Genomic DNA, 22404 nt, shown 5'->3' on the forward strand with positions numbered 1-22404 from the left:
AATTGCTAATTACCAATGCACGCCGAAGTCATTTCCATAGGCGACGAACTCACCAGCGGCCAGCGGCTCGATACCAACAGCCAGTGGCTCAGCACTCGGCTAGGCGAGTTGGGCGTCAGCGTGCTGTATCACACCACCGTTGCCGATAATCTCGACGCTAACGTGCAGGTGTTTCGTCAAGCTGCCCAGCGTGTCGACATTGTCGTTGCCACCGGCGGCTTGGGACCAACGGCCGATGATCTCACCCGCGATGCCCTGGCCGCCGCCGCCGGCGTGGAATTGGTTCTTGATCCGGACGCGCTGGCGTACATCGAAAGTTTGTTTGCCCGCCGCAAACGGCCCATGCCGGAGCGAAATAAAGTGCAGGCCATGTTTCCTCGGGGTAGTCGAGTGATTCCAAACCCTGCCGGCACGGCGCCTGGCATCGACCTCGAACTGCCAGGGCCCAATCGTAAATCAACTCGCATTTTTGCACTGCCCGGCGTCCCGGCCGAAATGCGCGAAATGTGGGACCAAACCGTCGCCCCCGCAATTTCGGCCTTGCTTGGTTCGCCGCGTGTCATTCGCCACAAGCAAATCAAATGTTTCGGCGTGGGCGAAAGCGATTTGGAAGCCATGCTGCCCGATTTAATCCGCCGAGGCCGCGAGCCGCAGGTCGGCATCACCGTCCATGGCGCAACCATCACACTCCGCATTACCACTGCCGGCAACACGGCGGAAGATTGTTATCGGGTCATGAAACCGACTATCGCTACCATTCACGAGTGCCTGGGCGATTTGGTGTTTGGCGAAGGCGACGATGAACTCGAACACGCCGTGATGCGACTGCTCCATGCTCAACGTAAAACTTTGGCCACCGCCGAATGGGGCTCCGGCGGCATGATCTCACATTGGCTGGCCGAAGTGCCCGCTAGCGCCGAGCATTTTTTAGGCGGCGTGGTCGTGCGAAATTCCGCGGCGTTAACTTCACTATTGGGAATCCAGCCTTCGCCAGCTTCATCGCCGCAAGAAGCAGAACGAATGGTCCGCGAAATGGCCCAGGCTTGTCGCGAAAAACTGGGCGCCGATTACGGTCTGGCCCTCGGTCAGTTGCCCACGGTCGGTCCGCAGGCCGCCGAGCCGCCGCTGTTATATTTTGCCGTGGCCGGCCCGCACAAAGTAAGCGCGAAATCGTCCCCCTACGCCGGCCATCCCGAAATTCTCAAAACCCGCGGCGGCAAGCAGGCGCTCAACTTGCTGCGGCTGACGTTGCTGCACGCCCAGGAATAACCGCTTATTTTTCGCGGCGAATTTTCGCGAACCAGGCCTGCGGACCGCCGGGGCTGAATTGCATGTGCCGCGGCAACGTGGCAGAAATTTCGAAGTGAACCGCCTCGATCGATTCAATTTTCCAGCCGTGAGTAAAAGCGGCCCCGATTTCTGCTTTCGAAACACGCCGCGGCCCTTCCGTTCCCGGTTCTTTGTCGCTAAAGCACATCACGAAATATTTTCCGCCGGGCTTCAAAACGGCGGCCAATTCGGCGACGTAGCGTTTACGATCATCGTCTGAAAATACGTGGAATAGACCGCTGTCGATGGCGTTGTCGAACTGCTGACCCAGCGCGCTTAATTTTAACGCATCATGCACCAAAAATGTGGCCTGAATTTTGCGCTGAGCAGCTTTTTGCTTGGCTCGCTGTATCGGCTCCTCCAAAAAATCGACGCCGGTGACCGTGCAGCCACGCTCGGCAAAAAACAGGGCCGTGTCGCCCGTGCCGCAGCCGGCATCCAAAACCAATCCTTGAATTTCCCCAGCCGCCTGCACAAAGGGCTGTTGCGGGCGGCCAATATCCCACGGCGCCGCCTGGGCATACATCTCGCGAAAGGTGTCTTTAGTCGGGACCGGCGTGCTCATGAAATAACTCCTCAATGTTAAGCCACTGCAAAACCTCAATTGGCTGCCTGCCTTACGTAGGCGGCTTTTCTTGCACCATTTTGCTGATTTGTTTGAACTGCGGCGCTTTGGAATCTTGACACCATTCGAACAGCGCCGCTTCGACCGTCGTCAACGTAGCGCCGGCCGCTTCCAGCCGTCGCAAGGCAATTTCGTAATCGAACCGTGATCGCGAACCCACAGCGTCAGCCGCCACGTAAACACTAAATCCCTCGGCCAGCAAATCCAGCACCGTTTGCTGAATGCAAACGTGCGCCTCGATCCCGCACACCATCCACTTGCGCTTCCCTGCCTTTTCCAATTCGCGGCACAATGCGGGACAGCCGCCGCAGCTAAATGCCGTTTTATCGAACACATGATCCAACCCTGACGCCAACTCCGCTGCTGTAGGACCCAAACCCTGCGGATATTGCTCGGTTGCAAAAATCGGCAATCCCAACAGTTTCGCTCCATCGATCAGTCGGCGGATGTTCCACACGATCTGCGCGTGTCCATCGATCAGGCCGATCAGCTTTTGCTGCACGTCTACAACTAGCAAGCCCGTGTCGCCGGCTGTCATCAATTCAGGACTGCGCGGAAGCGTTGATTTCTCATCCATGCTTGCGAGCATAGCGATCAAAACGGCCGGTTTCTAGTGGTGATCTGCAACCGATCTTGCCCGATTTTCCCGCTTCATGTTAAACACGGTTCACTATGAATCAGCTGATTGATCATTCTGGCCCTAAGACTGAGTCTGAAGGTGCCGTCTCAGCGTCCGGCGCCTTCGGCCGGAAATGGGTGCCGATTTCCATCAACCGCCGCTTAGTGCTGGATGGTCTGTTTTTCGCGCGCCATGTGCCCTTGTATCCGATCGAAAAAGCGTTTGACTTGGCCAATGTTGCTCAACTGCGGAAATCAGCAAACCGACGAATTTCTTGGGCCGTCATTTTTGTAAAGGCCTATGCCATCGCCGTGAAACAGCATAGCCCCTTGCGGCAAGCCTACATTCGCTGGCCTTGGCCGCACCTTATGGAAGAGTCGCATAGCACGGCCATGGTCGTCGTTAATCGGAAATATTTGGGGGAAGATCGCATCTGCTGGGGCAGCTTAGTAAGGCCGGAGAACAGGTCGTTGGCCGACTTGCAAGACGCTCTGGACGCTTACCAAAATGAGCCCGTCGAAGCCGTGTTCCGTCGGCACGTATTGTTAAGCCGACTGCCCATGCCGCTGCGTCGTTTTCTCTACTGGTGGAATATGAACTTCGCCGGCGGCAAACGTGCCAGGCGATTAGGCACGTTCACCATGAGCACGCTCGCAGGGCAAGGAGTGCTGAATCGCATGCACCAAACTTGCTTAACGTCCAGCCTCACCTACGGTCCGCTGGATGAAAGTGGCCACACCTTGGTTACGCTGCTGTGCGATCACAGAGTTGTCGACGGCATCGTAGCTGCCCGCGCCATGACCGATTTAGAAGCCGCGCTCCACGGACCGATTACCGTGGAATTGAAAACTATGCAAACCGGCCGCGTCGCCGCATGATGCACTCTTCAATCATCACAGCGGCTTCTGCCATTTGATGATCCGCAGGCTGTTGGCAATCACCAGCATGCTTGCTCCCACGTCGGCCGCAACGGCCATCCACATGTTGGCGTCGCCAAATGCGGCCAGAATCATCACTCCCAATTTGGTCGCCAAAGCAAAACCGATGTTTTGCTGGAGTATTCTACGGCAGCGCCGGCTAAGGCGAATCAAATCGGCGACCTTTGATAAATCCGGATTCATCACCACGACGTCGGCCGTTTCCAGGGCGGTATCGCTCGATTGTCCACCCAGCGCAATTCCCACATCGGCGGCAGCGAGTGCCGGCGCATCATTGACGCCGTCGCCCACCATCGCTAAGCCGCCCTTCCCAGCCAGCGTTTTCACCCGCTCGATTTTATCCTGGGGCAGCAAATCAGCGTGAACCTCTTCGATGCCAATCTCGCGCGCTATCGCCTTGGCTACCGTTGTATTGTCGCCCGTAAGCATAACAATCCGCTCGACTCCCTGGCCGCGGAGTTGTGCAATGGCTTCGGCAACGCCTTGCCGCGGCTGATCGGCCAGCCGAATCACGCCCAGCAATCGGTCGAAAGTGCCAATCCATGCCATGGTGGCCGCCGACACGTCGAATTCCTTAAGTCGAGCGGCATCTTCGTTCGACAATTGGAATTCCGAGCCAGCGAATATTCTGGCGTTTCCCAAAAAATACGAATTGCCGCTGATTTCCCCGCGCACTCCGAGTCCACGCAGGGCCGTTACCGATGTAGCGGTAAAAGACGCAAACCCGCTTTCAACGGCTGCCGCACTAATCGCTCGTGCCAGCGGATGCTCGCTGTCTCGCTCCAGCGCCGCCGCAAGTTTTATAACTTCTTCACTCGATCGGCCGTTGAATGCCTCCACGCCCACTACCTTCATGCTGCCGGTGGTGATGGTCCCCGTTTTGTCCAGCGCCACGCACCTGATGCCCGCAGCCTTCTCCAAAAATTCTCCCCCTTTCACCAAAATGCCTGCATGTGCAGCCTGATGCAGTCCGCTCACAATCGTGACCGGCGTCGAAATCACCAAAGCGCACGGGCAGGCAATCACCAACAGCACCAGCCCGCGCTGAATCCAATCGAAAGTTCCGACGGCTGAAGCCCAGTGGACTCCGGCCACTGCCAACAGCGGCGGCATCATCATCATCGCCAGCGCCAGTGCGATGACCACTGGCGTGTAACGGCGGGCAAATGCATCGACAAAACGTTCCGTGGGCGAACGGGTGGCTCGGGCTTCGTTCACCAGCCGCGCAATGTGAGCCAGCGTACTGTTTTCGGCAGTGCGGGTGACTGCCAACACCAGCGCCCCTTCTCCGTTGAGCGTGCCGGCAAACACTTTTTCGCCGGGGCGCTTTTCAACCGGAACGCTCTCGCCGGTGATCGGCGCTTGGTTAACCGCCGATTCACCCGTCAACACATCGCCATCGGTCGGAATACGCTCGCCGGGACGCACCAGCACTTGCTCGCCGATGGTCAAATCCACCGGATTCACATCGGCGACACTCTCCGCTGACGTGCCGTGATTCAATAATCGATGCGCAACATTGGGCGCCAGTTCCACCAACGAACGGATCGCACGTTGGGCACGCGATAAGCTCAATCGTTCCAGCCACAACGACACGGCGAATAAAAACATCGCCGTCGCGGCTTCGAAATAGTCTCCAATGGCAATGGCCCCGGTGGCGGCAACAGTCATAAGTACATTCATGTCCAGCCCGCGCAACCGCACGGCCCGCCAAGCTGCCGCGGCCACCGGAATTCCTGCCACGATCGTCGCCGCAATGGTCAGCGCAACCACGGGAAAAGTCGTACTTCCAGCGAGCACACGCGCCGCCGTGGCTGCCAGCAGCAGCAAACCGCTGGCGATCATCGGGCGGGGCATCCTGCTCGACCCGCTTTCCCCTGCAGCCTGAAGTTGCACGGAGGTGACCGGAAGCGCGATCTGCGCGGGAAATCCCGCTGCTTCGATGGCTTGTTGAATGGAAGCCGGTTTTGTTTTTGCTGGATCGTACTCGACATGTAAATTGCGGGACAAATAATCGGGAACAATTTGCGCAATGCCGGGCGTGCCGCGCAAACTGCGCTGAATGAGCGCCAGTTCGTCGGGACAATCGAGCGCGGGAATATGATATGTCGTGGTTTGCGGCATGCAATCAACGGTGGCTGCGCGATGCTGGTGGCAAGGCTTTTGGGTAACTGCGGAATTATACGTTGCGGCTCCTCCCCCTGGCAGACGAGCGTTTTTTGGGCCATACTGATTTCCGTTAGTCTGAACGTTCGCACAGAAAAAGTTTTTTAGCTCCGCACTCCTAGCTGCCTTCCTGCTACGCCATGAAAATCCGCTCCACGACCATTCTCACCGTGCGGCATCAGGGCAAAGTGGCCATCGGCGGCGATGGTCAAGTGACGTTGGGCACCGCCGTGATGAAGGCCGACGCGGTCAAAATTCGACGCCTGGCCGAAGGAAAAGTCATTTGCGGTTTCGCCGGTTCCAGCGCCGACGCCTTCGCCCTGTTGGAACGATTTGAAGCCAAGCTGAAAGATTTTCCATCCAACGTGCCCCGCGCCGCTACCGAGCTGGCCAAGGAATGGCGCACCGATCGGGTGTTGCGACGGCTGGAAGCACTGTTGGCCGTGGTCGATTCCAAGCATACCCTGCTGGTCACCGGGACCGGGGATGTGATTCAACCCACCGATGGCGTACTGGGGATTGGCTCGGGCGGTTCTTACGCCGTGGCGGCGGCCCGGGCGTTGGTGGCCAATTCGACGTTGGGGGCCGGGGAAATCGTTCGCAAGGCGTTGGAAATTGCCGCGGGGATCGACATTTACACGAACATGAACATCAACGTTGAGGAATTCGCCGGCGAGAACTGAATCGATTTCAATCCTAAGCCTGTTCCGTTGCCGTTTCGATTTGACGAGACCTGCTTCCCCATGCAAGAACTCACCCCACGCCAAATAGTTGCTGAGTTGGATCGGCACATTGTCGGGCAGGCCGATGCCAAGCGCGCCGTAGCCATCGCGATTCGCAATCGCTGGCGGCGGCAGCAACTGCCAGACGATATGAAGGCCGAAGTTGCGCCCAAAAATATTTTGATGATTGGACCCACGGGCGTCGGCAAAACGGAGATCGCCCGCCGCCTGGCCAAGTTGACCGGTGCGCCGTTCATTAAAGTCGAAGCCACCAAGTACACCGAGGTTGGCTACTACGGGCGCGATGTCGAAAGCATGGTGCGAGAATTGGTTGAAAATGCCATCACGCTGGTCACGGAGCGCGAGCGAAAGAACGTTGAGGAGGAAGCCAAACGGCGCGTTGGCGAACGCCTGCTTGATCTGCTGGCTCCTGCGCCCCCCAGTTACGACACCGCTCCCGACAGCCCCGATTCTCCCCAGCGCCACGAACGCACGCGGGAAAAAATGCGGGCCATGTTGGCTGCCGGAGAAATGGAACAGCGCAAAGTGGAACTGACTATCGAGCAAAAAGCCGTGCCGATGATGTTCACCGGCATGGGGATGGAGCAAGTCGATTTCGATCTGCAGGGCATGTTCGAGAAAATTTTGCCCAAGAACACCACCCGCCGCGAAGTTACCGTGGCCGAAGCCCGAAAAATTTTGTTCGACCATGAATGCGAGGCCTTGTTGAACAAGGAGAACATTCATCAGCAGGCGATTGAATTGGCGGAGAACTTGGGGATCATTTTCCTGGACGAGGTCGATAAAATTGTGGCCAGCGAAGGCAAAGGGGCCGACGTTTCGCGCCAGGGCGTGCAGCGCGATTTGCTGCCGATTGTCGAGGGCACCACCATTCAAACTCGTTACGGCTATGTTCATACCGATCACGTGCTGTTTATCGCCGCCGGTGCATTTCATCGGGCCAAGCCCAGCGACCTGATGCCGGAGTTGCAGGGCCGGTTTCCCATCCGCGTGGAACTGACCGATCTGACGAAGGACGATTTCATCCGGATTCTCAAGGAACCCAAAAGTGCGCTCACCAAACAATACATCGCACTGTTGGGCACCGAAGGCGTGGAATTGGAATTTACGACCGATGCCATCGAAACGCTGGCGGATTTTGCTTTTCGCGTCAACCAAACGACGCAGAACATCGGCGCTCGGCGGCTGTACACGATCATGGAGCGATTATTGGAAGAGTTGAGCTTCGAGGCGCCTGACATGCACAATGGCCACGTGCCGATCAACGCGCCCTACGTCAGTCAAAAACTTTCTGCTTTGGCCGAAGATGAAGATTTGAGCAAATTCATTTTGTAAGGTACGCAATTTGCTCAGCACAAACGTTTGTCTAGGCGGATGTTTTCTCTTTTTGGAGCCTAATCATGAAGCGCTTTACACTGGCTGCTTTTGTCGCGGTTTTGTTGCCCATGGCGGCCTGCAATAATCCGAATCCACAGCCGAATCCGACTCCGCCGCCGAACAATCCGGCCGTGGAAGTGCAAGGACCGGGAACGACCGTGCAGTCGGATAAAAATGGAACGGAAGTGAAAACTCCCGGAGCTGATGTCGAGGTTAATAAAAAGTAAGCCGGCGATTTAATTCGTCGAGCGTTTTTTCATACGGCGCGCCAAGCGCCCGGATGGTTAACTGCCGCGCCGTCTGGCCGGTTGGCAAAATGGAAATCTCCAACCGGTTGGACGGCAGGCAATTCGGCACGCGATCGGCCCATTCGACAAACGACCAACCTGGTTGCGCAAAGTACTCCTCGGGCCCGAGCGCCATAAATTCGACTTCGCTGCGCAGCCGGTAGGCGTCGAAGTGGAAAATTGGCACATGGCCCATGTATTCGTGAATGAGCACGAACGTGGGACTGGCGATGGCTGCCTGTTCCACACCGGCGGCATGCGCTACGGCCTGCACCAACCGGGTTTTGCCGGCCCCCAAAGGGCCAATTAGCGCGACGATTGCATTGTGCTTCTGTGTGGCCAGAAGTGATTCTGCCAATGCCGCACCGAAAGCCAGCGTGGCCGTTTCATCGGCCGCTTCAAATTGAAGAACGTCAGTCATGGATGGATTCCAAGTTGGCGAACTGGACGGATTGTTCCAAGGCATCGGCCAATCGCTGCAGATATTGGTCGCGGGGGATTTCCACCGCGCCCAGACTGGCCGTGTGGTCAGTAAGCTGCTGGATATCGAACAACTGGTAGTGTCGTCGGTGCAGGTGCCGGATGAGATGGTATAGCGCCACTTTGGAGGCATCGCGCTGGCGGTAAAACATCGATTCGGCGGCAAAAAAACCGCCGACCGCCACGCCGTATACGCCGCCGGCCAGTTCGCCGGCTGCCCAGGCCTCCACGCTATGGGCGTGTCCCAGCCGATGCAGTTCCTGATAAGCTGCAATCATCTCCGGCGTGAGCCATGTTTTTCCGCGCCGATCGCCCGTGGAGGCACAACCGCGGATAACTCCGACGAAATCTTTGTCGCTGGTAATCTTAAATTTTCGGCCACGAATCACATCGGCTAAGCGCCGGGAAACGTGGAATTGGTCGAGTTCGAAAATCGCGCGTGGGTCGGGGGACCACCATTGCGGCTCGTCGACGCCGTGAATTAAGGGCCACGGAAACAATCCGTGCCGGTAAGCATCGAGCAGCCATTCAGGCGATAGATCTCCGCCGATGCACACCAGCCCGAATTCGTCGGCCGATTCGGCGGAGGGAAACCATCGAGATGGCGGCAGTCCGGGCATAAATTCAACCTTAATCCACCGGTGGACAATGAGGAATAAGCATAGCACATCGAACACATCAAAAAACTTATTCGAGAATTGGGCCACGGGTTTGTTATGCTTCTTTTTGTTACGTGCAACGTATTGAACGTAACACCCTTCGTGATTCGACTGCTTGATGGATTGGAGTGGTGCAGCCAATGCTTCGACGAATATAGCCCGACTGTGTCAGTCGGGCGTTGGCGGCACAAACTCACGGTTTTCTAGAAGCCGATCCATGACAAAAGGCAAACCCGCCGGGATGGTAGCCCGGCCACTGTTACGTTGGAACCAGGATATGAACGACGTGACGCCTTGCAGTACGTGCCTCTGCGGAGTTTATCCTCCGGAAGTAAGAAGCGAAAAGCAAATAGCAATTAGCAACTAGCTTTGCTGATTGCTCTGCTGCTGGCTCATTGCTAGCCGCTAGTTGCTAATCGCTTCCCAAGAACGTCGGCCCGACAAAGCGCCTCTGCCTGCGATCTGCCGTTGCAACGGACCGTCGCACGGAGAAAACGAGCGCCGGGGTCGTGATAGGTCGATCGGCAACCGAAGTTTTAATGGGTGGGTTAGGCATTCCCCCCGCCGATCGGAGCAACCGAGCACGATTGCCCTAACGGCAATCGTGCGCAGGGCGGTAGTCCGTCCTCGGTTGTAGACATCATCCAAAAACGCACGACCCCTCGGGGCCGACGAAACCGGAAACTTTTTACAAAGGCTTCCCAAGTGCAATGCCGCGCGCCAGCTGTGCCCAAGTGTAGCCAGAATACATGGCGGGAGCTTTCGACCAGCCAACGCATGCGGTATACTGTGGTTCTCTTGGGGAATAAACGCGAACTACATCGGGCCGAAAACCCTCCCTTGCCTCATGGATTCTTTCAATAATCCGGCTTACTCTGGGCAAGCCGCCACGCCGCAGCAGGACCGGCGGGAACGCCCGCCCAATCGGTTGCCGTGGTTACTGTTGTTGCTATTGGGCGTGATTGTGTTGGCCTTTTTGCCCGTGCTGTTGGGGCAAATTGAATACGCCCGGACGAAAAAAGAAGTGCAGGCTTTACAGGAGTCGCTGCCGGAACTGAATTTGAAATCGCTGAGCAAGGCCTTTTCGCTGGTCTACCGCAAGGTGAAGCCCAGCGTGGTGCACATTGATACGCGGCGTGAACTACGCGCCGGACGGAATGGGTTTGCGCCCTTTTTTGGAGGTCGGCCGAATTCCCTCGAGGAAGAAGGAGAGGCGTCAGGCTGCGTCGTGGATGCGGACGGATACCTGCTCACGAACTTGCACGTCGTGGAAAACGCCACGGAGATTACCGTCACGCTGGATGATGGACGGACGGTCACGGCGGAAGTGGTGGGAGTCGATCCGGCGCTGGATTTGGCGGTGCTGAAAATCGACGCATCGGGGTTAACTCCTATCACGTGGGGTGATAGCGACAAATTGGACGTGGGCGAAATGGTGTGGGCCATCGGCGATCCGTTTGGGTTGGATCAAACCATTACGGCGGGTATCGTCAGCGCCAAAAACCGGCGCGACTTGGGGAACAGCCCGCTGCAGGAATTTTTACAGACCGATGTGCCCATTAACCCGGGTTCCAGCGGCGGGCCGCTGGTGGATGTGAACGGCGATGTGGTGGGAATTAATTCGGCAATTTTCGGACGGACGTATCAGGGAATTAGCTTCGCCATTCCCAGCAACGTGGCCAAAGAGGTGTACGAAAAAATTCGGGCCAATGGCAAAGTGATCCGTGGATATTTGGGCGTGAGCCTGGCAACGATTACGCCCGAGCTGGCCGGGCAGTTGAAAGTGCCGGCCGAGCGAACCAATGGCGCGGTAATTATGGCCGTGACCGGCGGCTCGCCGGCGGAAAAAGCAGGACTGGAACCGGGCGATATTATCGTGGAATGGAACGGACGACCGGTGAACGAAGACCGGGAATTGCGGTTGTTAATTGCCCGCACGGAGATAGGAACTAAAGTGCCCGTGAAGTTATATCGCGATGGGAAAGAGATGATGTTGGATGTGGACGTGGTGGAGCGGCCGGCACAGTTGCAGTGATGAAGTGCAGAGGGCAGAAGGTAGAAGACAGAAAGCAGAAGGCAGAAAGCAGAAGGCAGAAAGCAGAAAGCAGAGGGCAGAAGGCAGAAGGCAGTGAGCGATGGTCGCGGAGCCGAAAAAAAAGAGGTTCAACTCTATACGTTTTCGGCGGGGACGCGCAAGTTGAAGCGTTCCTGAACGATGGCCAGCCAATCGAGCGGGGGCCAAGCGTAGGGGCGGAATTTTTCCAGTCGGCCTTCTTCTTCGTTGTGGAACAGCGCCACGTTGGGCCCCAATTTGCTGGCCACGGGGGAATCGATGAGATGACTGCTGTCGTTGGCGCTCATTTGCAACAGCACGCGGAGGGCGAATTCGCGCAGAGCTTGGCGATCGAACGAGCGCTGCACGGCGGTGAACGAATCGCACCAAGCCAATGTATACACGCCGACGGCGGGCCCGTCGCGCAGAATGTTGCCCAGCAGTTGGGCGGGGGATGGTGCTTTTTCGCCGCCGCGGAAGGAATAGCCCAGGTCGCTTTCGTCTTTTCTCAAATCGCGGAAGCGGCCGAGATCGGAAATGAATAGGTAAATGGCCGCAGCCTGGCGGTCATCGGCCCCTTGCCGCCGATCCACTTCCTGAGCGATTTCGGCCAAAGTTGCGGGCAATTCGCGCCGGCTGGCGGATTGCAGCGGGTGGGGCAACACGGTGGAAAACGCCGCCAAACCACCGCGGTAGTCAGCCAAGGGTAGATCGATGGGCAAATCGGCCGGGCGATCGTGCTCCAAAATGTAGAACCGCGCAGGGCTGCCGGCGGCCAAGCTGGCTGCCGCTCCCCCTTGCGAACGGGGCCGATGTTGGGCCGCCAGGCTTATCAGGGCGGAAGCCAGCAAGCCGATTGCAGGCTCGGCTCGCTGGCCGACAATGAGCATGTTGTCGCCGCTTTGCGGACGGAACACCGCGGCGGTGGGATCTTTGATGGCGATGGCTTCGCCCAGCCAGGCATGCACGGGGGTCGATTGCACGGGCCAATCGGCGGCGCGAAGCAGGTCGCTTAAACCGCGATTGTTGCGGATATCGGCGGGGAGATTGCCTTCGAACACAATCGGCGCGGGCTGGGGTTTAAGGGTTTGTTCCGCCACGCGCTGCTGGGTAAGTTGTTGCAAACCGTGCAAGTAAATTTCGCGTCGCTCCTCGCCCAGCCAGACAATTTGAAACGGATGGTTGCCCTGGACGGTGCCGTTGGAATCGTTGTAAATGGCTTCGCCGGGGCGCGACAACAAGCGGGCGGCGGAGTTTTCTTCGCTCAAAATCAGATGGGCGTCGGCCTCGCTGCACTGCAGCGCGATGCGGACGGCCATTTGCCCCAACGTGCTGCGGGCCAGGCTGTAGGCACCGCCGAGAGTTTGTGAACCCAAGAGGACGTGCATGCCGAAGGCACGGCCTTGGCGAACGAGTCGATCCAAAAGCAGGGCGGCGTCCTGGGCGAGTTTATCGTCGTCAGTGAAGAGTTCTTGAAATTCGTCGACGATGAGCATGATGCGGGGCATCGAATTCGCGCCGGCGGCCGCGCGGTAGCCGGCGATATCTTGCGCGCCGACTTTACGGTACAAATCGCCGCGGCGTTTCAACTCGGCATCGAGCCGTTCGATGACGCTGAGGCCGAATTCCCGTTCGCTTTCGATGGCGATGACTCTGGCATGCGGCAAATGATGCGTGGCATAGGTTTTGAATTCGACCCCTTTTTTGAAATCGATGAGGTACAGTTCGATTTGCTCCGGGCTGTATGTCAGGGCGAGATTCGTGACCAGCGCGTGGAGGAAGGTAGATTTTCCGGATCCGGTTTTTCCTGCAATGAGTGCATGCTGCGAAGTGCCTTCGCCCAGTTGCAAGTATTGGAGCTTGGTGGCGCCGGCGCGGCCCAGCGGCACGCGGATATTTCCGGCGGTATCGCCGGTCCACCATTTATCGCGCGACGGAGCGACGTAATCGAAGGGCACTTCCACGCGCTTGGCGGCCTTTGCGCCACGACCGACGATTTGCACCAGCGGCGTGAATTGCTCTTCCGGCGGCGGCGATTCCAAACGGAGCGGATATTTTTCGAAATCGGCATCCTGCCATACGAATTGCTTGCCGTTCCAATTGAGCGTAAGCGTGTGACGCTCCACGTCTTTCATTTCGAAGGCGGGCGGGAGCGGCAGCTTGACATCGTTCACCACTAGCACGTATACGCCGCAGCGAGCGCCGCTGCTGGCAATGCTGGTGAGGCGACGGGCCGCGGTTTCGGTAAAGTTGACCGGGAAATTGGCGACTACCAATACACGGAAGGGCTCGGCCACTTCGCCGGCAAAGACGTTGTATTCGTCGATCGAGTGGAATTCGTTTCGCAAATACTTTTGGATGACATTTTCCATTTGCTCAGTCAAATCGGAAAGCCGGGCTTCAATGTGCGCCGGCTCCGTCCAAATGCGATTGGTGACCAGCAGTTCGTCGTGGTCGGCCAGGTGCATGAAGCCGGCAAAGTTTTCGCCCAGGCCCACGGGATCGATAATGGTAAAGCGCACCTTGCCCGGCGGAATGGAGGTGAGCATTCGCAGCATCATGTCCTGGACGGCTTCGATGGCGATGTGGCGGCCCTCGCCGGCGGCCTTGAACAACAGCGAGGCATTTTGCGGAAAGGGCAGCAGCGCAGGAAGATCGAACTGCGTGGGAATGAGCCCATTGAGCTGCGCGTCGGTGGAGATAGCGCCGGGGATGGCGTGCAAATCGACGTGATATAGTCCGAAGGGCAAGGTGGGTGGGGCAGCAGTGGGAGGTTGCCAGGTATTCCAGCGGGGATCGTTCCAGGCGGGAAAGAAGTGCTGATGTTGCCGCACGTTTTCTTCGATGATGGCGCGGACCTTAGCCATGCCGGAGCGCCATGTTTCGGCCAGGTTGTTCCAGGCCTGATCGCGCCGCCCGCGGTTGGCCAGCGTGGCGGCGGCTGCGTGTTCTTGGGCGGAGCGAAGATCGGACTGGTAGCGCTGCTGGATTTCGTCCAGCCGGTGGGGATAAAAAGCGTGGGCCTCGGCCAGGGCGGAATCGCGGGTTTGTAAGAGCTCCGCTTCCGTGTGTTTGTGCTTTTCGTGAGCGGCCTGCAGAGCGGAATCGTGGCGGGCAGTGACCTCGGTGATGCTGGTTTCGAATTTTTCGCGAGAGGCTTTCAGCTCGTTGTCGCGGCGCTCGACAATTTTTCGGGATTCCTCTTTGCAGCGAGTTTTGGCTTGTTCCAACGCAGCGAAGCGGAGCCCTTCGGATTGATGCAGCATGGTGTGAAACAGCTCGTACGGTTCTACTGCGGTAGCCTTGGCTTGGCGATACAGCCAAACGAGGAGCGTTACCGAAGCTGCCGCGCCGACGGATGCACCCACAATGAGCCACGTCCAGCTTGTCCAGTTGCGGGTACCGAAAATCAGGTAACCCAAACCACATCCCAGGGCCAGCAGCAGAAATACGAATCCAGCCGGCCGCTTGCCAATTAGTAATTTGGGCCAGCGGAGTTGGCGGAACGCTTCTAAGTGTTTGACGGCGGCCACAGCCAGGTCGCCGAGCTGCACAGCGGCATTTTCGGGAGGAGTTTCTTCCGTGCGCCATGTTTGAGCCGGATCCGAGGCGGCAGTTTCGGCCTGCATGGTTGGAGCCCGCCGCAGGCGTCCCAAGCGGCAGACGGCGAGATACCGATTCGCCACTTCGACCGCCTGCCGCAACACATCGTGCCGGGCCAGAATCTCTTGGTGGTCTTGATCGAATTGCAATTTGGGAGCGGTGTGCGTGGCTTCGTATACGGTGTTGGTTTCCCAGTTTTCCTCGGTCAGCCTTTTCTTGGCCTTGTTTTGGGATTTGGTGAACTCGGACTCGATGTGTTTGAGGGATGACTGCAACTCGCCGGCGGCGATGTCGTGGCGGGTTTCGTAGGCGGCTTGGGCTCCGGCCAGAGCGGAATCGAATTCGCGCTGCGTGTTGTCGCGGTCCATTTGGAACCGCATGATGGCGGATTGGCGGGCGTCGCTTAGCTCGCGTTGAATGCGGGCCGTGACGGTTTCGAACTCGGCGCGCATGTGCCGCTCCGCCTGTTCGCGTTCGGCGGAGAACCGATACAGCTCGGCCAGCATTTCACGTTGAGCGGCGGTGGAAAAAGACATGCGTGATTTGAAGAGAGTGGCCCAGCGGGCGGTGCGTTATCGATTTTCGGCTGGATGAAGTTTCGAATGATTTGGAGTCTATTCGCATTCACGTTCGGCGCGGCCCAGCACTTCGGCCAGGGCGGCGATGGCGTCCAAGGCGGCCGATAATTGCGGTTCCAGCGGATCGAGATAGTTTTCCTCGAAGCGGAGCCGGTTGTCGTCGTGCCAGTGTTCTTTGGTCGACTCCCACTGCAGGCGCAAGGTTTTGTAGGCGGAGGCAATTTTCGCGGAGCCGCTCGTTAAATCGGCAATTTTCATGGGAGGCTGGACTCCGCGGCGCGGGGGTTAACGCTGCCGGCTGGCTGGGGCGATGAGCTGTTTTGAGGTGTAGATTGATCCGCATTTTTTTCGGCCGGCGAGGCGGCAAGCTCGTCGGTTGGCCGAGCCATCGACTGGCCAGGCTTGTTGGCGGCGAGCTCTTCCCAGGTGATGGCCGCGGGAGTTCTGCCCGAGGTGTACTGTTCCAAGGCCATGCTCATCCGCTCCAAAAGGACCATAGCGTGTGGAATATCGCCGTCGAGCAGGCCCATGAGTTGTTGCACGGGTCCTTGAAATTCGTCGACGGCGCGGCGGGCGGCCATGGTCCAGCGCCGCACGGTCTGAAGCTTCTCTTCGGCGTGTTCCAGGCGATGCTTGGCCATTTCGACCGCTTTTTTTTCGTCGTCGCAGGAGGGAATGTAATCGCCAATTTGCTTGTAAGTGCGGGCGTGGGCCAATTCGTCTTTGGCACGAGCCACGGCATCATAACCGCGGCGGACTTCCGCTTGCCAATGGCCGGGTTGCTCCACGGTAATCCAATCCATGGCGCGGCGGACTTCCAATTGGATGTCGGTCAGCGCGCGGCGGACGGCGCCGGCAAAATCGACCAGGTCGGCGCGAAATTCGCCAATGGCGGCAACCTCGGTGACGCGGGCTTCAGACATGAATGGCCCTGCTCAGAAGTGATAGAAATCGGAAAGGATCGGTACTTTTTTAGCGCTGCTGCAAATACTCTTCAATTCGCTCCGCCTTTCGCAGCAAGAACGGAACGTACTGATTGGTGATGTCAACGAACCGTGATAAGGTGCGCAGTTGTTGCTCGAATTCTTCGAGGAAGCGTTCGTGCTCTTGGTCGCGCCAGGTGGAGCCGAGGGTGGTCAATTGCCGTTGGGCGTTTTGCATTTGCTCCAGCATTTCGTCGTTGAATTGCTTGAGATGTTGCACAAAGCGGCGCAATTCAGCCGGATCGACAATGGCCTGCGGCATAGGAAAATTCCTCGCGAATTTGAAATTCCACCCTAACTCTATCATACCCGCTGGGGGGCGAAAAAAACGACCTCTAGCCAAGGTTTTCCGTGCTGGCAGAGATGATTTATCGGCTTGACCCAGCGTCGGAAACGGTCCTATAATCGACGCGTTGCCACGGATGGCAAGCCGGTTTTCATTCAGAGGGTTGAAAATTGGCAATGGTAGGGTCAGGGTGGGCCCTCGGGCCGAGTTCTTTGCATCGATGACCTAGAAGTTCGACGCCGGCCACATCCCCCTTTCCCCCCGTAAGCACCGCAAAGGAGTTGTCGGTGGCTTCCCCCGCGTTGTTCGATACCAAAGAGCGAGTCCGGCAGGCGATCGACATTGTCGAGCTCGTCGGCAGCTATCTGCAATTGCGACGCGAAGGGCGCAACTACAAGGCCCTGTGCCCGTGGCACGATGACACCCGGCCCAGTCTGCACGTAAATCCCCAGCGGCAATCGTTCAAATGCTGGGTGTGTAACGTGGGAGGCGACATTTTCAGCTTCATGATGAAGATGGAAAATGTGGAATTTCCGGAAGCCCTGGCCATGTTGGCCGAGCGGGCCGGCGTTCCGCTTCGGGCGGCGGGCGGCAGGCAGCAGGCAACAGGCGGTGGGGAGAAAGACGAAAAGCGTCCGCTTTACCAGGCCATGGCTTGGGCGCAAGAACAATTCCATCGATTCCTAGTCAGTGCGCCGGAAGCGGAACCGGCGCGCAGCTATTTGGCCGAACGAAAAATCACCGCCGACAGCATTCGTCGCTTTAATTTGGGGTACGCTCCCGACCGTTGGGATTGGCTGCTGAAGCAAGCGGTCAGCACTGAGATTGCCGCCAAATCGTTGGAAAGCGTCGGCTTGATTGTCCGCAAACAGGATGGGCCGGGGCATTACGATCGGTTCCGAGGCCGGGTGCTGTTTCCGATTCACGATTTGCAGGGTCGACCGGTGGCCATTGGCGGGCGAATCCTTCCGCAACTGGCCGCGGAGAATCCGGCAAAATACGTCAACTCGCCGGAGACGCCGCTGTTTTCCAAAAGCAGCATGTTGTACGGGCTGGATACAGCGCGCGATGCCATCGGCCGCAATCGGGTGGCGATTGTGATGGAAGGTTACACCGACACCATCGTGGCGCGACAGTTTGGATTTGAGAACACCGTGGCCGTACTGGGAACGGCGCTGGGAGAGCGGCACATTCGGTTGTTAAAGCGATTTGCCGATTCCATCACCTTGGTGTTGGACGGCGACGAGGCGGGGCAGCGTCGGGCCAACGAAATTTTGGGTTTATTTGTGGCCGAACAGGCCGATTTGCGAATCGTTACGTTGCCTGATGGGCTCGATCCGGCTGATTTTTTGCTGCAGCGCGGGGCGGACGCATTTCGTCAATTTTTAGATGGAGCCGTCGATGCGTTGGAGCACAAGCTGAATGTGATGACGGATAAGCTGGGCGACCGGCCGGCCATGCACCAAATCAATCAGACCTTGGAGGACATGCTCACGACGCTGGCCCGGGCGCCGCGGTTGCAATCGGGCACTTCGGCCCAGGCGCGGCTTCGTGAACATCAAGTGCTGTCGCGGTTGGCACGGCAATTTAGCGTGGCGGAAGAAGAATTGCGGATGCGGTTGCGCGATTTGCGTCGACGGGCTGCTTCTTCGCCAATCGCCCAGAGTGAACAAACTACTGATTTGGAATCGGCGAATGCAGCGGTGGCTGCGGCGGCAGTTTCGCTGCAAATGTGGGAGCGCGAGTTGCTGGAAATCATATTGTTGGAACCCGAGAGCGTTCCGGCGGCCGCGGAAGTCGTTTCGGCGGAGCAGATGGAATCGCCCGCCGCCAAAATAATTTTCACGCGCTGTTGCCTTTTGAGCCAGGCAGGTGTTACACCTGATTTTGATCGCCTGCTGCTGGAATTCGACGAGCAGGAAATCAAGAGCCTGTTGGTCGATTTGGACGAGCAAGGGCGAGCCAAAACATACGACGACAACGGCAATATGAAGCCGTCGGCGGAACCCGCCACGAGATTGCGCGATTTGCTGGCCACGCTGCGGCGCAGCCAGCAAGACCGCACTCTCGATAACCATGCCCGGCGGTTGCGCGATAAAAATTTAGGGGCCGAGGAAGAGTTGGCCCTATTGAAACAAATGATCGAACAAGAGCGAACACGACAAGGCATTTCTTCGCCCATGGAGGGGTGAGAGCCTTGTCGCGGTGGGCCGTGCAACTCCCGCAAACTTGTTGCCCGGCCGGCCGGAATGTTGTTAGCCTAACGTGCCGGTGGAACTGGCGCGGAGGAGGGAATGGTGGACCACGCAATCACGGATTTGAACGAACTTGTTGCCAAAGGAAAAACGCAAGGTTATCTGACGTACGATCAGGTCAATGCCTACCTGCCCGATGAGGCAGTCAACCCAGAGAAGCTCGATAACCTGCTGATGGCGTTGGACGAAGCGGGAATCGAGCTGCTGAACGATCCGCCGGCCGGTTCGACGCCGCCGGATGGTCAGGCAGGACCGGCGCAGCCCGCCGAAGAAGAAACGCTGGCGGCGCCGGCCGAGGGTTTGCCCAAGCTCAGCGACGATCCGGTGCGGATGTATTTGAGCCAAATGGCGGTGATCCCACTGCTCACGCGGGAGCAGGAGATTTCGCTGGCGAAGAAGATCGAAGTGACGCGGAAACGGTTCCGCCGCTCCGTGTTGGGCTGCAACTTCGCCATGCAAGTGACGATCGACACGCTGGAGAAGGTGCAACAGGGCGTGTTGCCGTTCGATCGCACCATCAAGGTGTCGCTGACGGAATGCCTGACCAAAGATCAGATTTTGGCGCGGATGCCGCACAACTTGAGCACGTTGCGACAGATTCGGCAGCACAATCGGGACGATTTCCGCAAGCTCATTCGCCGCAGCACGGAGCGACAGGAACGGCAAGAAGCGCGACGCCGATTTTGCCGCCGCCGCCGCAAGGCGCTGCAATTGGTGGAGGAATTGAGTTTGCGGACTCGGCGCGTGCAGCCGCTGGTAAAGCAGTTGCAAGAATTTTCGCGGCGGATGGATTTTATCCGCCGTCGCATGAAAGAATTGGCTGTCGATCCGAACGATCGTGACGAATGGGTTTCTTTCCGCAAAGAGCTGCGCGACTTGATGATGCTGACTTGGGAAAGCCCGCGCAGCTTGCGAAATCGCCTGGCGGTCGTGACCCGGCAGTTCACCGATTACGAGCTGGTGAAACGACAGCTTTCCAGCGGCAATTTGCGGCTGGTGGTAAGCATTGCCAAAAAGTATCGCAATCGCGGGCTGAGCTTTTTGGATTTAATCCAGGAAGGCAACACCGGGCTGATGCGAGCGGTCGATAAGTACGAGTATCGTCGCGGGTTCAAATTCAGCACCTATGCCACGTGGTGGATTCGCCAGGCGATTACCCGGGCGATTGCCGACCAGGCGCGCACGATTCGCATTCCGGTGCATATGATCGACGTGCTTTCCAAGCTGCGCAATGTGGCCAAGCAGTTGCAGCAAAAAATGGGTCGCGAGCCGACGCCGGAAGAAATTTCCGCGGCTTCAGATATTTGCCTGGAAGAAACCCGGCGGGTGCTGAACATTGGGCGGCATCCGGTGAGTTTAGATCGGCCGGTCGGCGAGAGTGAAGACGCCAGTTTCGGCGAATTCATCGAAGACTCCGGCACCGAAAGCCCGGTGTATTCGGCCAGCAATGGTTTGCTGCGGCAAAAGATTGAATCGCTTCTTAAAACCTTAACGTATCGAGAACGCGAAATCATTCGCCTGCGGTATGGACTGGGAGACGGTTACACTTACACTTTGGAAGAAGTGGGGCGGATATTCAAAGTGACCCGCGAGCGCGTGCGACAGATTGAGGCCAAAGCGGTGAAAAAGCTGCAACATCCGGTGCGGAGCCAGCATTTGGAAGGTTTTTTGGGCGGCCTGCCGGTGGCACTGCCCGAGGAAGTGGCTACTCCGCTGGCCGGGTAGACGAACACGAAGAAATGGAGAAATTCAAGTCAATCATCGAGAAAACGCCGCCGGTCCTGCGACCGGCGGTTTTTTTGGTGGTGGGTCAGTTTGAAATTCCGACAGCCGCTTTTCCCGACTGACACAGTCGGGCTATGTTCAAATTGGCCCACTACCGTTTTTTTGTTTGGAAATTCTTGCTACATTAGTTTTTTAAGTACGGATACCCGCCGCGGGTATGCTGTTGATCCTTGGCACCTCAAAGCGAAGTTAAACATCATGGCCGTTAATGCCGTCGCCTTGCGTGAATTGCACCGCATTCACCGGCAACTTTCCGATTTACGCGAACGGCTCGAAAGCGGGCCCAAACAAGTGCGGTCGCGCACGGCGGGCGTGGCCCAAGCGGAAGAGCAATTGGCGAAGATTCAGGCCGACTTGAAGGCTAACCGCGTGGCGCTGGATCAAAAACAATTGCAGCTTAAAACCGCCGAAGGAAAAGTGGTGGACCTGAAAGTTAAGCTCAACCAGGCCAACACGAACCGGGAATATCAGGCGCTAAAGGACCAGATTGCCGCCGACGAAATGGCCGGCAGTGTTTTGGCTGACGAGATTCTGGAGGCGATGGAAAAGCTGGATGGCATGAAAGCCCTGGTGCCGGAGGCGGAAGGCCGGGTGACGAAGGCCAAAGAAGAGCTGACGAAAATCCAGCAGCAAATTCGCGCTGAAGAGGAAATGCTGCGGACGGACGTAAAACGTTTGGAAAAGGAATTGGCGGAGGCCGAAACGGCATTGCCGGAAGATTTTCGCGCTTTGTATCAGCGCGTCGTGAACGCCAAGGGGGAAGACGCCATGGCCGTGGTCGAGGGAGGCAGTTGCGGCGGCTGCTACCAGCAGTTGACATCGAACATGGTCAACGAAATCAACATGGGTCGGGTGGTACTGTGCAAATCGTGCGGGCGGGTGTTGTATTTGCCCGAAGACACGCGACCTCGATAAAGCTGCTTCTCGGCTTAGCCCATCTTTACAAGCGATCATTCCAAGGGCACAATAATCGGATCGGTCTCCCCGGTGGGAGGCCGCGTTTTTTTTGCGCTGTTTGATTTGCGCCGAGGTACTTATGTCTGATTTAATTCCGATGACTCGCACCGGTTACGATAAGCTGAAAAGCGAGCTGGATCATTTGGAACAAGTCGAAATGCCCAAGATTGCCCAACGGATCGCCAGCGCGCGATCGGAGGGAGATTTGAGCGAGAATGCGGAGTATCACGGCGCGCGCGAATCGCAAGGTTTGCTGCAGGCCAAAATCAACGTGTTGCGCGACAAGTTGGCGCGGGCCTCGATGGTCGACATATCGAAAATGCCCAAAGATCAAGTTGCGTTTGGAGCCACCGTGGTGGTGAAGGATTTGGATTTCGGCGACGAGGAAACGTTTACCTTAGTGGGAGCCGGCGAAGAAGATTACGACACTGGAAAAATTAACGTCACCAGTCCTTTGGCACAAGGATTGATGGGGGGTAAAATTGGCCAGCGCGTGGAAATTCCGGTGCCCGCCGGGACGATGAAGTTTGAAATTCGCGAGATACGGTACGAGTAACCCGCAGCATCTTGATTTAGAGCCACCGGACAAAACTAGCTTTCATTAAGCCAAGTACGATAACAGATGATCGCTGCGGCAAGGGTGAGGAAGGCCTGATGGACGAGTGGGTTTCGGTCCCAGCG

General features: G+C 57.5%; 19 protein-coding genes. 10 read left to right on the forward strand and 9 right to left on the reverse strand.

Annotated elements, in window-relative coordinates:
- The first annotated feature begins 15 nt into the window (after nucleotides 1-15).
- Nucleotides 16-1269 carry a CinA family nicotinamide mononucleotide deamidase-related protein gene (locus VMJ32_04665; protein ID HTQ38294.1) on the forward strand — a complete coding sequence of 418 codons (1254 nt, stop codon included), beginning with the start codon at nucleotides 16-18 and terminating at the stop codon, nucleotides 1267-1269.
- Between the two features lie 4 nt (nucleotides 1270-1273).
- Here the strand turns inward: VMJ32_04665 and VMJ32_04670 are convergent, their stop codons facing one another.
- Both VMJ32_04670 and VMJ32_04675 read right to left on the reverse strand, forming a co-directional pair.
- Nucleotides 1274-1894 (reverse strand): class I SAM-dependent methyltransferase, encoded by a 621-nt coding sequence (locus VMJ32_04670; protein HTQ38295.1) that lies wholly within the window; start codon nucleotides 1892-1894, stop codon nucleotides 1274-1276.
- Between the two features lie 52 nt (nucleotides 1895-1946).
- Nucleotides 1947-2531 (reverse strand): hydrolase, encoded by a 585-nt coding sequence (locus tag VMJ32_04675; GenBank protein HTQ38296.1) that lies wholly within the window; start codon nucleotides 2529-2531, stop codon nucleotides 1947-1949.
- A gap of 95 nt (nucleotides 2532-2626) precedes the next feature.
- Between VMJ32_04675 and VMJ32_04680 the strand changes: the two genes are divergently transcribed.
- Nucleotides 2627-3451: a hypothetical protein gene (locus VMJ32_04680; protein ID HTQ38297.1), complete on the forward strand. Its 825-nt coding sequence runs from the start codon at nucleotides 2627-2629 to the stop codon at nucleotides 3449-3451.
- A 15-nt stretch (nucleotides 3452-3466) separates the two neighbouring features.
- On the opposite strand, the gene VMJ32_04685 is transcribed toward VMJ32_04680, so the two are convergent.
- Nucleotides 3467-5635, reverse strand: coding sequence for a cation-translocating P-type ATPase (locus VMJ32_04685; GenBank protein HTQ38298.1), 2169 nt, complete (start codon nucleotides 5633-5635; stop codon nucleotides 3467-3469).
- 182 nt (nucleotides 5636-5817) lie between these two features.
- On the opposite strand from VMJ32_04685, the gene hslV reads away from it, so the two are divergent.
- The 3 genes from hslV to VMJ32_04700 all read left to right on the forward strand — a co-directional run bounded on the left by hslV (nucleotide 5818) and on the right by VMJ32_04700 (nucleotide 8024).
- Nucleotides 5818-6360: an ATP-dependent protease subunit HslV gene (gene hslV, locus VMJ32_04690; GenBank protein HTQ38299.1), complete on the forward strand. Its 543-nt coding sequence runs from the start codon at nucleotides 5818-5820 to the stop codon at nucleotides 6358-6360.
- Nucleotides 6361-6420: 60 nt separating this feature from the next.
- Nucleotides 6421-7755 (forward strand): ATP-dependent protease ATPase subunit HslU, encoded by a 1335-nt coding sequence (gene hslU / locus VMJ32_04695; protein ID HTQ38300.1) that lies wholly within the window; start codon nucleotides 6421-6423, stop codon nucleotides 7753-7755.
- 65 nt (nucleotides 7756-7820) lie between these two features.
- Nucleotides 7821-8024: a hypothetical protein gene (locus tag VMJ32_04700; protein ID HTQ38301.1), complete on the forward strand. Its 204-nt coding sequence runs from the start codon at nucleotides 7821-7823 to the stop codon at nucleotides 8022-8024.
- Here the strand turns inward: VMJ32_04700 and tsaE are convergent.
- Together tsaE and aat are read right to left on the reverse strand one after the other, a co-directional pair.
- Complete coding sequence (gene tsaE, locus VMJ32_04705) at nucleotides 8011-8505, reverse strand: tRNA (adenosine(37)-N6)-threonylcarbamoyltransferase complex ATPase subunit type 1 TsaE (GenBank protein ID HTQ38302.1); 495 nt, start codon at nucleotides 8503-8505, stop codon at nucleotides 8011-8013. The genes VMJ32_04700 and tsaE overlap by 14 nt on opposite strands.
- On the reverse strand, nucleotides 8498-9184 hold the full coding sequence (gene aat / locus VMJ32_04710; GenBank protein HTQ38303.1) for a leucyl/phenylalanyl-tRNA--protein transferase: 687 nt from the start codon (nucleotides 9182-9184) through the stop codon (nucleotides 8498-8500). The genes tsaE and aat overlap by 8 nt, the downstream gene beginning before the upstream one ends.
- Before the next feature lie 886 nt (nucleotides 9185-10070).
- Between aat and VMJ32_04715 the strand changes: the two genes are divergently transcribed.
- Nucleotides 10071-11258, forward strand: a complete 1188-nt coding sequence (locus tag VMJ32_04715; protein HTQ38304.1) for a trypsin-like peptidase domain-containing protein — start codon at nucleotides 10071-10073, stop codon at nucleotides 11256-11258.
- Nucleotides 11259-11392: 134 nt separating this feature from the next.
- On the opposite strand, the gene VMJ32_04720 is transcribed toward VMJ32_04715, so the two are convergent.
- The 4 genes from VMJ32_04720 to VMJ32_04735 all read right to left on the reverse strand — a co-directional run bounded on the left by VMJ32_04720 (nucleotide 11393) and on the right by VMJ32_04735 (nucleotide 16702).
- Nucleotides 11393-15415: an FtsK/SpoIIIE domain-containing protein gene (locus VMJ32_04720; GenBank protein ID HTQ38305.1), complete on the reverse strand. Its 4023-nt coding sequence runs from the start codon at nucleotides 15413-15415 to the stop codon at nucleotides 11393-11395.
- Between the two features lie 78 nt (nucleotides 15416-15493).
- Entirely contained in the window at nucleotides 15494-15715 is a 222-nt protein-coding gene (locus tag VMJ32_04725) for a hypothetical protein (protein HTQ38306.1), read from the reverse strand.
- On the reverse strand, nucleotides 15712-16380 hold the full coding sequence (locus VMJ32_04730; protein ID HTQ38307.1) for a hypothetical protein: 669 nt from the start codon (nucleotides 16378-16380) through the stop codon (nucleotides 15712-15714). Before VMJ32_04730 ends, VMJ32_04725 begins: the two co-directional genes overlap by 4 nt.
- A gap of 49 nt (nucleotides 16381-16429) precedes the next feature.
- On the reverse strand, nucleotides 16430-16702 hold the full coding sequence (locus tag VMJ32_04735) for a WXG100 family type VII secretion target (GenBank protein HTQ38308.1): 273 nt from the start codon (nucleotides 16700-16702) through the stop codon (nucleotides 16430-16432).
- 311 nt (nucleotides 16703-17013) lie between these two features.
- On the opposite strand from VMJ32_04735, the gene dnaG reads away from it, so the two are divergent.
- From dnaG to greA, 4 genes are all read left to right on the forward strand, one after another.
- Nucleotides 17014-18918 carry a DNA primase gene (dnaG, locus tag VMJ32_04740; protein HTQ38309.1) on the forward strand — a complete coding sequence of 635 codons (1905 nt, stop codon included), beginning with the start codon at nucleotides 17014-17016 and terminating at the stop codon, nucleotides 18916-18918.
- A 105-nt stretch (nucleotides 18919-19023) separates the two neighbouring features.
- Entirely contained in the window at nucleotides 19024-20706 is a 1683-nt protein-coding gene (locus VMJ32_04745; protein HTQ38310.1) for a sigma-70 family RNA polymerase sigma factor, read from the forward strand.
- A 258-nt stretch (nucleotides 20707-20964) separates the two neighbouring features.
- Entirely contained in the window at nucleotides 20965-21681 is a 717-nt protein-coding gene (locus VMJ32_04750) for a C4-type zinc ribbon domain-containing protein (GenBank protein ID HTQ38311.1), read from the forward strand.
- A 121-nt stretch (nucleotides 21682-21802) separates the two neighbouring features.
- Nucleotides 21803-22279, forward strand: coding sequence for a transcription elongation factor GreA (gene greA / locus VMJ32_04755; GenBank protein ID HTQ38312.1), 477 nt, complete (start codon nucleotides 21803-21805; stop codon nucleotides 22277-22279).
- Nucleotides 22280-22404: the final 125 nt, after the last annotated feature.

Source organism: Pirellulales bacterium (genome assembly GCA_035499655.1).
In the GTDB taxonomy this organism is placed as follows: Bacteria; Planctomycetota; Planctomycetia; order Pirellulales; family JADZDJ01; genus DATJYL01.